Below are 13,101 nucleotides of genomic sequence, written 5' to 3' on the forward strand. Positions count from 1 at the left end.
GACTTTTAAATAGTTGTTATTAAATCCTAACAGGTTTTGAAAACCTGTTAGGATTAGGATCATTATTTAATTGTTGTGGATTGTTGGTGCATTCTATGGTAAAAACCAAGAAAAGAAGATTACCAGGATTTTGTGGTTGTTGCTATACCTTGCTGAAGTATAACCCCATAATTACCTCCATAGCTATTCTGTCTGAAAGGAACTGAGCTCTCATCCCCGCCAGAATGATAGTTAAAATAATAAGTATTAGAACCTACCAAAGTACTATATACTCCAACTGACAAATAGGAGCCAAAATAACCATTCCCCGAAGTGTTAGGTGTGGTTGTAGTTGGTCGCTTACAAACGAAATACACTCTACCACTGCCTTGTATTGTGAATTTATTCCCCATTTGGGTAAAACCTGTTGTTTGTGAAGCTGATACTTTTACGTTATTATTATTGCCATTTTGGTTCGAACCTATAACCACAGAAAAACCGATCATATAACTATTTGCAGGTACCCGTGCATCATTGTCATTGCTTGCAAAAGTGTAATTACTTCCCTGATTAATTAATGATGATGTATTCATTTGTGCATTCGCCTGACCAACTAAAGTAGCTCCGGGAATATTGGCCGTATTGTAAACCGCAGCATATTCTGCCGCATTGACTTTTACCCAATCGTTTACCGATGCTGTATCATAAGCAGCACAGCTTTCGCATGCTGTTCCTCCGGCTGATGCTGCTGCTTCAAGGGCGCCTCGTATGGCATCACCATATACAACAGTACACGTAGAGCCTGCAACTAATGACGGATTAAAAGTAACAATCTGGTTACTTACACCAGTGTATGTACCACTAAGGGTATATGTGATTGTACCACTTGTAGAGGTGAATATACCAGCACTCCTTTGTAATGTAAGCCCATTTACGGTAAATGTTTGTGCAGGATAACTTACGCCCACCGGTGCACCGGTATAGGACATGGTATAGGAACCGGTATAAGCAGTATTGTTTATTAATGTGCCTGCAGGAGATTGTGTCGTACTGCCACAGGTAACAGCAGGCGTGTTGTTTACTGTGAAGTTAAGCGTACAGCTCTTTCCTCCTATACTGATAGGGAAAACCGCTGTCCCTCCGCCAGATGGAGTTCCTGTAATATTATAGGTTAAAGAGCCTCCTAGGGTAAAATTACCGCCCACCAAGGTAGCCGTTAATCCGGTAACGCCCGTGGATGAAATTGTCTGATCACTGTATGCAGAACCATTGCCTCCGCCATAGCTGATTACCACAGATACACCGTTTGCTGCAAGACCTCCTGTTAAATTCCCGTTTTTAGTTGCCCCCGCACAATCAAGCGAGGTAATAGGCGGTTCAATTACTGCAACTGTTTTTGTACAGTTTAACACTAATTTTGTCCAGGTTCCCGATAAAGTCCCGGAAGAGGTTGGTGTACCGCTCAGAGTATATTCAACCAACTGAGACTGACCTGAAATTAAAGTAGCGCTTGTAGGGGCTGCGGAAGCAACTGTAATACCTGAAACACCACTTAGTACCAAATCAGAGGCTTGAAATGCAATAGTTGCCGTAGTGAATGAGTTGTTGGTAACGGTGACAGAAAATTTGTTTGACGCCGTCATAGCCGTTCCATTGGTATAGCTACCCGTAAAACCATTTGTATTACAGTCTGACACTACAGAAGCTGTGGTACCTCCCATACTTAAGCTCTTCCATATGGCACCGTCAAAATAATAGTATCCGGGTGCCGTGATACCTGCCGTTTTAGTGGTCCTAGGCATCGTAGCAGCTGAAGTAGCATATGCAATGGTTCCTGTCTGCGCAGTTTCGTATTGGTCATCTCCTGCCTTAATTTGATCTCCGGTAAGGCGAGGCGCAATAAACCCTTCTGGTCTGCTGCCATCGGTGGTCTTGGCGGTTACATCAAGAGTCGCTTTTGGCTGAGTGGTATTAATCCCAACTTGACTAAAAAGTGATAAGCTGTATAATGAAACAGCAATTGTAATAATTTTTTTCATTGTTTGTATTTACATAATGTTTATGATTAACTCATCATGAGTAACTTTAAACCTAAAAATAAGCTTGTTTAACCTATTAAATCGATGTATCCGATTCTTTAAAGAACTGAATTAACGGTTAATATCATGGCGGAGGACGGCTGAAGTAATCTGACATGATATCCGAAGCTCTGAAATTATTTCTAACGCTTGATGAACACGGAAAAAACATTTTGAAAATGGAATGATCCAAAAAGTATTTCTGAAAATATATTGAGTTTTGCAGGATTATTATATGCCAGTTTAGCGACCTTGCATAGAGGCGCAAAAAAAGTATAAAGACGAAATTTTTTCATCATGCGTGTTTCATTTATCATTTATGTTAAAAAATTGCCTGTGTCAAGGCTATTTTCGGCACAAATTTAAACAAATTATTGTTATTTCCAATTGATAAAACTTGTAAATAGAATTCAGAAATACATTACATTACAATGAATCCAATATAATCATCTAAAAATCAACACCATGAAACTGCCACTTAAAAGTATCAATTAATATAATTTTATTTAGAGGCAAAGGCAAACCCGTTACTATTTTCAAAACCAGATCAGCCATCATGCTTCCCACCATTCCGGGCAAAGGCCCTAAAACTCCCAGGCTGTCACAATCGGGAATATGATTTTCAGACGGTGGCTCCGGGAAGATATCTCTTAAATTTCTGCTGCCCTTATAATTGAAGACAGCGATCTGCCCCTCAAAACCCAAAATACTTCCGTACACAAGTGGTTTCTGTAAGGCTACGCAGGTATCATTAACCAGGTATCTTGTGGTAAAGTTGTCTGAACCGTCGACGATAATATCAAACCCGGAAATGATTTCTTCTGCATTTGAAGGATCTATTTTTTTGTTTATCCCTATACATTTCACCTGGTGGTTCAGTTCATTAATAAACCGTTCCGCGCTTTTCACTTTCGACTGTCCTACGGAACTTTCAGTATGTATGGTCTGGCGGTTCAGATTGTGAAGCTCAACCTCATCAAAGTCTGCAACCCCTAAAGTTCCCACGCCAGCCGCCGCCAGGTATTGGATTACAGGACTGCCCAATCCTCCTGCCCCGATAACGAGTACTTTGGCATTGATGATTTTCCGCTGACCCTCCAATCCGATTTCTTCAATAAAGATCTGCCGGCTGTAGCGTGCGAAGGGGTCTTCTTTTTTCATTTGATTTAGCTTTAGTTTTGGATTTTAACGCAAGTGTCACAAGGTTTTAGTTTAATGATTCCATATATTTTTTGGTCGCTAAGGCGTTAACACTCAGCAAATGACAAACGCTTTTTTATTTTATATCTGCACACAAACCTAATCTTAAATGCCACTATAAATATTATCCCAATCTTTCATGACGGGATCGTATCCGGCTTTTTTAATGATGTTTTTGATTTCATCCATACTTCTTTCGTCGCTGGTTTCAAACTGTTCCAAGGATTCTTTATCTACCGCATAGCCACCGGGATTGGTTTTTGAAGCAGCACTCATTGCTGTTGCTCCCAAGGAAATGATGTTGTTCCTGAACTTTTCATTTTCTCTTGTTGAAATGGAAAGTTCAAGATCTTCATTCCAGATTCGGTAAGCACAGATTAATTGCAACAAATCTTTGTCTTCCATGATGAAATTCGGTTCTATGATTCCTTCAGCCGGACGCAGCCTGGGAAATGAAACGGAAAACCTGCTTTTCCAATATTGTTTCTGAAGATAATCAATATGAAGCGCGTTGAAAAAGCTGTCAATCCTCCAGTCTTCAAGTCCCAGTAAAACACCGAGTCCGATCTTATGAATTCCCGCTTTACCAATTCTGTCAGGCGTTTCCAGCCGAAAACCGAAGTTGGATTTTTTTCCTTTAGGATGATATTCCCTGTACACTTCCTGATGATAGGTTTCCTGATAAACCAGAACAGCATTCACACCGGCTTCATGTAACTGTCGGTATTCTTCTTCCGACAAAGGCTGAACTTCAATGGAAATATTGGCGAAATGAGGTTTAAGTAGCCGAACAGCATTCAAAAAATAATCAATTCCCACTGTTTTATTCGCTTCCCCACTGACCAGCAAAACATGATTTACCCCCATTGATTTTAAAACGGAAGCTTCGGTCATTAATTCAGTATCAGTCAATGTTTTTCTTTTAATGGAATTATCTAAACTAAACCCACAATACGTACAGATATTCTGGCATTCATTGCTGAGATACAACGGCGCATACAGCTGAATGGTTTTCCCGAATCGCTTCTGAGTAAGCTGCTGCGTCATTTTTGCCATTACCTCTAACTTATGGGCCGCAACAGGCGAAAGAAAATTCAGGAAGTCTTCTATTGTTCGGTTCTTTTTCTGAAGGCTTTTTTCAACATCAGGCAAGGTTACTTGTCCAAGTCTTCCTTTTATTGTATCCCATTGGTATTGTTCAAAAAGGTCTTTAAAACTCTTCATGCAATTAATAATGTGTAAATGTTATCTTATGGATAGGATTTCATCCTATCCTTATATTAGGTCGCCCCTTCAGGGCTCTTCAATACAGGATTTCGGTTAATCAAACAAAAAAGAGGTCAGCGGGCTTGATGCTTCTGCGTGTTGAGAAATCACTCCTAACCCTGCTTCGAAGGCTCTTCTTCCTGCAACGACTCCTTCTTTAAAGGCCAATGCCATATTCACAGGATTCCTGGCTACGGCGATAGCGGTATTCACCAAAACCGCATCAGCTCCCATTTCCATTGCTTTTGCAGCATCGGAAGGTGCGCCGATTCCGGCATCTACCACAACGGGAACTCTACTCTGGCTGATGATGATTTCTAAAAAATCCAATGTCTTCAGTCCTTTATTAGTTCCGATTGGTGCACCTAACGGCATCACTACAGCCGTTCCTGCATCTTCCAGACGTTTGCACAATACCGGATCAGCATGAATATAGGGCATTACGACAAACCCTAATTTGGCTAATTCTTCGGTCGCGTATAAGGTTTCAATCGGATCAGGGAGAAGATATTTCGGATCGGGATGAATTTCCAGCTTGACCCAGTTGGTTTCCAGGGCTTCCCTGGCCAATTGTGCTGCCAATACGGCCTCCTTTGCCGTTCTCGCTCCCGAAGTATTAGGTAAAAGATGAACTTTTGCCGGCCTCAGGGCATTTAATAAATCATCTTCAGAAGATTGTGCGTCGATCCTTTTCAATGCCATGGTTACCATTTCACTTCCCGAAGCAATGATGGAATTTGTCATTTGTAAAAGGTTTCCGAACTTTCCGGTACCTAAAAACAATCTTGATTCGAAGGTTCGGTCTGCTATTGTTAATTGTTGATTTTTCATTGTAATGCTGTTTTAAATTGACTGATTATGGACGGTCGCTCCGTAATTTGCCCTGAAACCGCCACACCATAAATTCCGATCTGCTGTAATAATTTTATATCATCCAGAACAACACCTCCGATAGCAAATATCTTAGGGATTTCCAATGATTTTTCTTCTAATTTCTGTATAATTTTCTGATAGCCTCCGAAACCTAAAACAGGACTCAACTTTTCTTTGGTCTGCGTAAATCTTAAAGGTCCCAGCCCAATATAATCGCAGGATTCTACCATTCTCTGAAGCACATCCTGAAATGTATTGGCCGTGCTTCCAATAATTTTTTGTTCACCCAAAATAAATCTTGCCGCTTCTACCGACATATCCTGTAAACCGACATGAACTCCGTCTGCATCGATGTCTTTTGCGATCTGAATATGATCGTTAATAATACAGACCGCCCGATATTTTAAGCAAAGTTCTTTTGAAGTTTCGCAAAGCCTTATAAATTCGTTTTCAGGAGCATTTTTCCAACGAACCTGTATCCATTGTATGCCGTTATCAAGTGCTTTCCGGATATAGAGTTCCTGATCTTCTATGGTAAAGCCTTGAGAGATGTATTGTAATTTTTCCATTTTCTTGTTTTGATTTAACACGAAGAGCGCTAAGATTTTAAGAATGAAATCCTAATAAAGTGGGATTGCTTGTTAAAAACTTTTCAATGTATAATTTTCCTTTCCTGCAAGCCTGTTCCATATTTTCTCCTTTTGCTAAATGACCTGCAATGGCTGAAGAGAGGACGCAACCTGAACCATGTTTTGGATAAAAATCAGAACTTGTATCATTGGGTTCAATAGCGATTTCTTTTCCATTATCTATTAAAACATCTGTTCCTAACTGATTTTCCCGGTGACCTCCCTTAATTAAAACTGAACATGAACCATCCCCAACCTGAAAAACATGATTTTCCTGCAAAACTTTATATTCATGGTAATTTGGTGTAATTAAATCAATTTGTTGTATAACATTTTTTAGTTGTGGAATGGTATTCAGATCAAAAAAAGAAAATTCGGACGTACTTTTTAAAACCGGATCCCAGATAATTTTTGTCTCCTGATGATTGGCTTTAATAGTTGAAATTACTTCGTTTAAAAACTCAGCATCTTTTACCACGCCGATCTTCACCACTTTAACTGGGTAGTTTTTCATCAAAATATCAATTGATAAAAGAATTGTTTCCAAAGGTTGCCATTCAAGACTAATGCATTGAGATCCTGTCTGTATTGTCATTGCTGTACAAACTCCCAATCCCTGAACTTTCAGCCGTTCGAATGTTTTAATATCTGCCAGCAAGCCTGCTCCCCCGCTTGGGTCATAGCCCGCGACACTCATTACGAAAGGACGTTCTGTACGCATTTTCTGAAAACTTTTAAAGGTTCATTACTTTCCCAGATGGCGCCTAATAAAGCCGCTCCTTCTGCTTTACTTTTGAAAACTTCATGAATATTATTTTCATTAATTCCTCCCAGTGCAACAAGCTTTACTCTCGGATTATTTCGGTTTTTAATATCATTCAAAACAGTTGAATCTTCTCCATACCTTTTTTTAGAAATACTCGGAAAAACAGGACTGATAAAGGCATAATTCCATTCTTCATTTAATTCATTAAAAGTTTCGATGTCATGAACCGAAGTTGAAATGAGTTTATCTATAAAAGTTTCAGCCAATCCATTCTGTCTGTCCGCTTCCCTGAAATGAAATCTTGAAATATTAAACTCTTTCGCCAGATTATAGTGACTGTGCAGAACCAACTGATGATGAAACTGGGGTTCTATTTTCTGAATAAAGTCTTCCATTTCTGCCCGATTGATAAACGGTTTTCTGAGATGAAGTAAATCCAGTCCTTCTTGAAACAATTCATTAATAATACCAGTTTCGTTCTGAACACATTCTTCAGGAGTGATTACGATAATCATATATAAATTTCCTTTCCTTTTTCAATGAATTCCTGAGATTTGTCGAACATTCCTTTTTCGGCAGATTCACGGATTTCCTGCGTAATTTTCATCGAACAGAATTTCGGCCCGCACATCGAACAGAAATGAGCGATCTTCGCTCCGTCAGCAGGAAGCGTTTCATCATGGTAAGATCTTGCCGTTTCTGGATCCAGAGAAAGGTTGAACTGATCTTCCCAACGGAATTCAAATCTTGCCTTGCTCAAAGCGTTATCCCTGTACTGCGCTCCGGGATGCCCTTTCGCCAGATCAGCTGCATGAGCAGCCAGCTTATAAGTGATCACTCCTACTTTTACATCTTCTTTGTTTGGAAGTCCTAAATGTTCTTTTGGTGTTACATAACACAACATCGCACAACCAAACCATCCGATCATTGCCGCCCCGATTCCCGAAGTGATATGGTCGTAACCCGGCGCAATGTCAGTAGTCAAAGGTCCCAACGTGTAAAATGGTGCTTCGTGGCATTCCTCTAATTGCTTGTCCATATTTTCTTTAATCATGTGCATCGGAACGTGTCCTGGCCCTTCGATCATGACCTGAACATTGTGTTTCCAGGCGATTTTTGTCAGCTCACCCAGTGTTTCCAGCTCTGCAAACTGGGCTTCATCATTGGCATCAGCAATCGAACCCGGACGAAGACCGTCACCCAGAGAAAAAGCAACGTCATATTTTTTCATGATCTCGCAGATTTCCTCAAAATGCGTGTACAAAAAGTTTTCCTTGTGATGAAAAAGACACCATTTTGCCATGATAGAACCTCCCCGAGAAACAATTCCCGTCACCCTTTTTGCGGTAAGATGAATATATCGCAACAAAACACCGGCGTGAATCGTGAAATAGGAAACACCCTGCTCTGCCTGTTCAATCAAGGTATCTTTAAAGATTTCCCAAGTTAAATCTTCTGCAACCCCTTTTACTTTTTCCAAGGCCTGATAAATAGGAACCGTACCAATCGGAACCGGGCTGTTCCTGATGATCCACTCTCTGGTTTCATGAATATTTTTTCCGGTGGATAAGTCCATGATTGTATCCGCTCCCCAACGGCAAGCCCAGACTGCTTTTTCCACTTCCTCTTCGATACTTGATGAAACTGCGCTGTTTCCTATATTAGCATTGATTTTAACCAAGAAATTTCTTCCAATGATCATCGGCTCACTTTCCGGATGGTTAATATTATTGGGAATGATTGCCCTTCCGGCCGCAATTTCGTCTCTTACAAATTCGGGAGTAATTTTATTTTTCGGGGTTCCTGCCCCAAAGCTGTTTCCTTCATGCTGAAAAGCCATTTCTTTGAAAACGGAATCCAACTGCTCGATTCGTTGGTTTTCCCTGATAGCAATATATTCCATTTCGGGAGTGATGATGCCTTGTTTTGCGTAGTATAATTGGGTAACTTCTTTTCCCTCTTTAGCAACTTTTGGGTTGTGGTTGTAAGAAAAGCGCAATTCATCAAGCTTTGAATCCGTGAGACGTAACTTTCCATATTCGGAAGTGATTCCCTCAAGAATTTCTACATCGTTCCGGTCTAAAATCCATTGTTCTCTGATTCTCGGAAGTCCTTTTTCAATATTGATTTCTGAAGTTTCGTCGGTGTAAGGTCCTGAGGTGTCATAAACAGTGACCGGTGGATTATGTTCTAAAGATCCGGTGGAAAGTTTCGTCGGACTGAGTTCTATTTCGCGCATTGCTACACGGATGGGATGGATTTCCCCTTTGACATAGATTTTTTTTGAGTTCGGAAACGGCGAACGTGTGATGTTGTGAGCCATACAATATTTGTTTTTATGTGGAATTAACCGCCCTGAGTGGCCGTGATAATTAAGATTGAATCTTTGTCGTTGAGTAATGTTTCCGCCCAGAATGCCTGCGGAATAATACGATTGTTGAGTGCTACGGCAATACCCTTTCGCTTTTGAGGAATTTCCATAGCCAATAATGCTTCCAGCGTTTCTGGAAGTATATCGAATGTTCTTAATGTGTGGTTGATTGTGAGTTCCATTCCTAAATTTTTACATATACTTTAGGAATGCCCATGATGGTACAATAGAATGTACAGCAAAGTCATTTCACTTTTCCCTACGCTAGTATGATCTAGAAATCAGGTTCAAAGGGTAAAATCTCAGCCTGTTTTTGTCAACAGACACCCCTAAAGTTGAAACGAAGGTAGAGATTTTTTCGGAATGGACAAAATTTATAAATAAAAAGACTCTCTAATGTAAAGGCAGTCTGTATATTTATTATTGAAAAAGTTTTAAGTTTCCGTTAGAATCATATTGGTTATTCCATGATCCTGTATATGTCGTAAACCATTGTCCGTATTTGTATTCTTTAACTATTTTACTTTGAGGATTATTTTTTGAAAGAGATAAATAAAAATAATCATCCAAAATTCCTAATTTTAAAAATGGATTCTGAACATTATCAAAATTGCCAAACTCTACAATTTTATAAGTTTGAAAATCAACGTGATTACGTTGAGTTGTTTTTTTTGCTTCCGTTAAATTCCCATTTACATAAGTAAATCTCTCTATTTCTGTTGAAATAAAATCATTCGGATCTGCAGGATTATAGGTGAAATTTGGAAATTCAGTTAAAATATCTATTAATTTTCCATCATTATCATAATGATATGTTAGATTTTCATCATATTGCTGTCCGTACATTGAAGAAATGTACCTTTTTAAAATTTGTCCCTCATTATTAAGTTCGAACTTTCTTTCATTTAATTGAATCTCACCATTAGAAGGATTAAAACTATGATCTCTCAAAATAACAATATTACCATTGTATACAACATCAGTATAGTAATCATTTGAATACGTATACATAACTCCTGAGTTTGGAGCTGCCGTTAATGCAACACCAATTCTTTTAACTAATCTTCCTTGAGAATCATATTCAAAATAATAATTAGGGTCTGACGAAGTAGGATAATACAGACTCGGATACACCCATGATATTTTATTCGGCCTAATTGCTGTCTGCACAGATGTATCAATTTGATTATCATCAACATTATTTGAGCAAGAAGCAGCTAATGATAGCATGGCAAAAAAAATTAATTCAAATTTTTTCATAATATTAGTTTTTAAATTTCACAAGCCCTCCATATCGCATCATTCTGCGGTACAGGAGCTATAATCTCAATTTTTTCTTTAGTCACAGGATGAATAAATTCCAGCTTTCTGGCATGAAGGTTTATTCCTCCATCAGGATTTGATCGGGGTGAACTGTATTTCAAATCACCTTTAATCGGAACACCCGCTTTTGACAACTGAGCCCTGATCTGGTGATGCCTTCCAGTTTCCAGATCGATTTCCAGCAACAGATAATTGTCTAAAGTTTTAATCACATTATAGGTAAGAATAGCTTCTTTGGCACCGTCAGTCACTTTTGGAAAAACAATGGCTTTATTATTTTTTTCGTTTTTCTTTAAATAATGAATCAGCCTTTGGGTTTCAGGAATCATTTCTTTTGCCACAACGGCCCAGTACGTCTTTTTGATCTCCCGGTTTTTAACCATTTGGGTCAGCCGGGTAAGTGCTTTGGAAGTTTTAGCATAAATTACCAACCCTGAAGTTGGCCTGTCGATGCGGTGAACCAAACCAAGAAAAACATTCCCCGGTTTATTGTCCCGTTTTTTTATGAAGTTTTTAATGGAATCCAGTAACGATTCGTCACCGGTTTTATCACCCTGAACAAGTTGCCCGACTTTTTTATTAATCACTAAAAGATGGTTATCTTCATAAACAATCTGCTCCTCCATGATCTACTGACGGTAAGTGGGTCTGTTTGTAAATGAAAGGATAATACCCGCCAAAAGGCCTATTGTTTTTATTCCTGAAATCTTCCATTCTATAGGAAACAATGCCCCCACAATGCATAATGCAGCAGCACCGTACATGGCGTACATAAAATTTTTATTATTTAAAAAAGGAGCCTGCAGGAAAAAACTGATCCCGATCAACACATAAAACACTTTTCTTGAAAGTAGCAGATTGATATCTTCGGAAAAGAAATTGAACCACCCTGCTGCAAGACAAAGCAATGCAACGACTGATAAAATTCCCTGAATAGATTGTTGGTTTTTCATTAATGAGTATAAGAATATTAATAACTTTCGCTTTCGTTAGGAAAATCCTGACCTTTTACATCTTTTACATATTGAGCAACAGCTCCGGTGATCTCGGTATAAAGATCAAGGTATCTTCTTAAAAATTTGGGGCTGAACCCTTTGTTCATTCCCACCATATCGTGGTACACCAAAACCTGCCCGTCACAGTGCGCGCCAGCTCCGATTCCAATAGTTGGGATGGAAATAGATTCCGTTACTTTTTTTAGCCAGATCTGCCGGGATTTTCTCTAAAACAACAGCAAAACAGCCCAGTTCTTCTAAAAGTTGTGCATCTGCGATTAGCTTTTCTGCTTCAGCTTCTTCTTTTGCGCGTACTTTATACGTTCCGAATTTGTAAATGGACTGCGGTGTTAATCCCAAATGCCCCATCACAGGAATTCCGGCGTTGATGATTTTTTTAATAGATTTTGAAATTTCCTTTCCGCCTTCAATTTTCACGGCATGAGCACCTCCTTCTTTCATCATCCGTACTGCCGATTCCAGCGCTTTTTCAGGATTACTCTGGTACGTTCCGAAAGGTAAATCGGCTACGACCAAAGCTCTGTCGGTTCCTCTGACCACACTTTGAGAATGGTAAATCATCTGGTCTAAAGTAATAGGCAGCGTAGTTTCAAAACCCGCCATTACATTAGCTGCAGAATCACCGATCAAAACCGCATCAATTCCTCCTGCATCCACCATTTTCGCAGTGGTATAATCATATGCCGTAAGCATCGTTATTTTTTCCTTGTCAAATTTCATTTTGCGCAAGGTTTCAGTGGTAACTTTCTTAATTTCAGAATGAACAGACATAATTGTATCTATTTTAAACGTTAAAAAGTCGGCGCTGGGCCGACTTGAAGTTTGTATGATTTTATAAAACTACGTGACCTAGTTTCATTAATTTGTCGTGGTTGAGAATTTTGATATTTCTCCCGTCTACTTCAATGAGATTATCTCCCTTGAATTCGGAAATGAGACGGATAGCGCTTTCCGTTGCCGTCCCGATGATGTTGGCAATCTCTTCTCTCGTTAAAGAGATTTTGATGAACCCTTCCGGATCGACCCCTAATTTCTGTTCCAAAAGCAACAGGATTTCCGCGAGTCTTTCTCTTACCGTTTTCTGCGCAAGGAAAGTAATGGTATTGGAAGATTCTCCCAATTCATAAGAAATTTTCTGAAGCATGACAAAAGATAATTGAGGATCTACTTCAAGAAGATACATGAATACATCCGCCGGCAGAAAAGTCGCCTCGATGTCAGTCATGGCTTCAGCCTTTGCCTGGAAATTTTCTCCGCAAAGTAAAGAACGGTAACCGATGATATCACCTTCTTTGATAAATCTTAAGATCTGGTCTTTCCCAAACGCCCCGGATTTTGAAAGCTTTGCAGCTCCTTTTTCAAGAACGAATACTCCTTTTGGACTTTCGCCGTCTTCAAAAATCGTATCATGCTTCTGGAAGCTCAGTTTCTTTTTAGCATTGATGTATTTTTCAAAATCAGAACTGGAAAGTCTTTCCTTAAATGATTTATCATTAAAAACTCTGGCGAACCTGTCTTCGATTGCAATCTGTTGTTCCTGCGACATTTTATATGACATTTATCACAAAAATAGAACTTTTTAACTCGATAAACAAAAAAA

General features: G+C 39.2%; 13 protein-coding genes, 1 pseudogene and 1 riboswitch. All 14 genes and pseudogenes read right to left on the reverse strand.

Annotated elements, in window-relative coordinates; all coding sequences use genetic code 11:
• Positions 1–119: 119 nt before the first annotated feature.
• The 14 genes and pseudogenes from AAHI02_RS11950 to AAHI02_RS12015 all read right to left on the reverse strand — a co-directional run bounded on the left by AAHI02_RS11950 (position 120) and on the right by AAHI02_RS12015 (position 13,047).
• Positions 120–2,018 carry a hypothetical protein gene (locus AAHI02_RS11950; RefSeq protein WP_346983437.1) on the reverse strand — a complete coding sequence of 633 codons (1,899 nt, stop codon included), beginning with the start codon at positions 2,016–2,018 and terminating at the stop codon, positions 120–122.
• 489 nt (positions 2,019–2,507) lie between these two features.
• On the reverse strand, positions 2,508–3,218 hold the full coding sequence (locus AAHI02_RS11955) for a HesA/MoeB/ThiF family protein (protein ID WP_346983438.1): 711 nt from the start codon (positions 3,216–3,218) through the stop codon (positions 2,508–2,510).
• 144 nt (positions 3,219–3,362) lie between these two features.
• Complete coding sequence (gene thiH, locus AAHI02_RS11960; protein WP_346983439.1) at positions 3,363–4,481, reverse strand: 2-iminoacetate synthase ThiH; 1,119 nt, start codon at positions 4,479–4,481, stop codon at positions 3,363–3,365.
• Positions 4,482–4,577: 96 nt separating this feature from the next.
• The gene (locus AAHI02_RS11965; RefSeq protein WP_346983440.1) at positions 4,578–5,354 is read right to left on the reverse strand and encodes a thiazole synthase; all 777 of its coding nucleotides are present in this window, start codon (positions 5,352–5,354) and stop codon (positions 4,578–4,580) included.
• Positions 5,351–5,965: a thiamine phosphate synthase gene (gene thiE / locus AAHI02_RS11970; protein WP_346983441.1), complete on the reverse strand. Its 615-nt coding sequence runs from the start codon at positions 5,963–5,965 to the stop codon at positions 5,351–5,353. The genes AAHI02_RS11965 and thiE overlap by 4 nt, the downstream gene beginning before the upstream one ends.
• Positions 5,966–6,002: 37 nt before the next feature.
• Entirely contained in the window at positions 6,003–6,746 is a 744-nt protein-coding gene (locus AAHI02_RS11975; protein ID WP_346983442.1) for a hydroxymethylpyrimidine/phosphomethylpyrimidine kinase, read from the reverse strand.
• Positions 6,722–7,306, reverse strand: a complete 585-nt coding sequence (locus tag AAHI02_RS11980) for a thiamine phosphate synthase (protein WP_346983443.1) — start codon at positions 7,304–7,306, stop codon at positions 6,722–6,724. Before AAHI02_RS11980 ends, AAHI02_RS11975 begins: the two co-directional genes overlap by 25 nt.
• Entirely contained in the window at positions 7,303–9,114 is a 1,812-nt protein-coding gene (gene thiC / locus AAHI02_RS11985) for a phosphomethylpyrimidine synthase ThiC (RefSeq protein ID WP_346983444.1), read from the reverse strand. Before thiC ends, AAHI02_RS11980 begins: the two co-directional genes overlap by 4 nt.
• A 23-nt stretch (positions 9,115–9,137) precedes the next feature.
• Positions 9,138–9,344, reverse strand: coding sequence for a sulfur carrier protein ThiS (gene thiS, locus AAHI02_RS11990; RefSeq protein WP_346983445.1), 207 nt, complete (start codon positions 9,342–9,344; stop codon positions 9,138–9,140).
• A gap of 57 nt (positions 9,345–9,401) precedes the next feature.
• A riboswitch (TPP riboswitch) is annotated at positions 9,402–9,503 on the reverse strand.
• Between the two features lie 79 nt (positions 9,504–9,582).
• Entirely contained in the window at positions 9,583–10,422 is an 840-nt protein-coding gene (locus AAHI02_RS11995; RefSeq protein ID WP_346983446.1) for a hypothetical protein, read from the reverse strand.
• 11 nt (positions 10,423–10,433) lie between these two features.
• Positions 10,434–11,114 carry an RNA pseudouridine synthase gene (locus AAHI02_RS12000; protein WP_346986615.1) on the reverse strand — a complete coding sequence of 227 codons (681 nt, stop codon included), beginning with the start codon at positions 11,112–11,114 and terminating at the stop codon, positions 10,434–10,436.
• Positions 11,115–11,438 carry a hypothetical protein gene (locus tag AAHI02_RS12005; RefSeq protein WP_346983447.1) on the reverse strand — a complete coding sequence of 108 codons (324 nt, stop codon included), beginning with the start codon at positions 11,436–11,438 and terminating at the stop codon, positions 11,115–11,117.
• A gap of 17 nt (positions 11,439–11,455) precedes the next feature.
• A pseudogene (gene panB / locus AAHI02_RS12010) lies at positions 11,456–12,272 on the reverse strand (3-methyl-2-oxobutanoate hydroxymethyltransferase).
• Between the two features lie 61 nt (positions 12,273–12,333).
• Positions 12,334–13,047, reverse strand: a complete 714-nt coding sequence (locus tag AAHI02_RS12015) for a Crp/Fnr family transcriptional regulator (RefSeq protein WP_042720418.1) — start codon at positions 13,045–13,047, stop codon at positions 12,334–12,336.
• Positions 13,048–13,101: the final 54 nt, after the last annotated feature.

The sequence above is a fragment of the Chryseobacterium sp. POE27 genome, assembly GCF_039727685.1.
Classification (GTDB): Bacteria; Bacteroidota; Bacteroidia; order Flavobacteriales; family Weeksellaceae; genus Chryseobacterium.

Excerpts from the sequence above, each read along its gene's own strand:
- AAHI02_RS11950 (WP_346983437.1), bottom strand. The coding sequence starts at position 2,018 with ATGAAAAAAATTATTACAATTGCTGTTTCATTATACAGCTTATCACTT.
- AAHI02_RS11955 (WP_346983438.1), bottom strand. The coding sequence starts at position 3,218 with ATGAAAAAAGAAGACCCCTTCGCACGCTACAGCCGGCAGATCTTTATT.
- thiH (WP_346983439.1), bottom strand. The coding sequence starts at position 4,481 with ATGAAGAGTTTTAAAGACCTTTTTGAACAATACCAATGGGATACAATA.
- AAHI02_RS11965 (WP_346983440.1), bottom strand. The coding sequence starts at position 5,354 with ATGAAAAATCAACAATTAACAATAGCAGACCGAACCTTCGAATCAAGA.
- thiE (WP_346983441.1), bottom strand. The coding sequence starts at position 5,965 with ATGGAAAAATTACAATACATCTCTCAAGGCTTTACCATAGAAGATCAG.
- AAHI02_RS11975 (WP_346983442.1), bottom strand. The coding sequence starts at position 6,746 with ATGCGTACAGAACGTCCTTTCGTAATGAGTGTCGCGGGCTATGACCCA.
- AAHI02_RS11980 (WP_346983443.1), bottom strand. The coding sequence starts at position 7,306 with ATGATTATCGTAATCACTCCTGAAGAATGTGTTCAGAACGAAACTGGT.
- thiC (WP_346983444.1), bottom strand. The coding sequence starts at position 9,114 with ATGGCTCACAACATCACACGTTCGCCGTTTCCGAACTCAAAAAAAATC.
- thiS (WP_346983445.1), bottom strand. The coding sequence starts at position 9,344 with ATGGAACTCACAATCAACCACACATTAAGAACATTCGATATACTTCCA.
- AAHI02_RS11995 (WP_346983446.1), bottom strand. The coding sequence starts at position 10,422 with ATGAAAAAATTTGAATTAATTTTTTTTGCCATGCTATCATTAGCTGCT.
- AAHI02_RS12005 (WP_346983447.1), bottom strand. The coding sequence starts at position 11,438 with ATGAAAAACCAACAATCTATTCAGGGAATTTTATCAGTCGTTGCATTG.
- AAHI02_RS12015 (WP_042720418.1), bottom strand. The coding sequence starts at position 13,047 with ATGTCGCAGGAACAACAGATTGCAATCGAAGACAGGTTCGCCAGAGTT.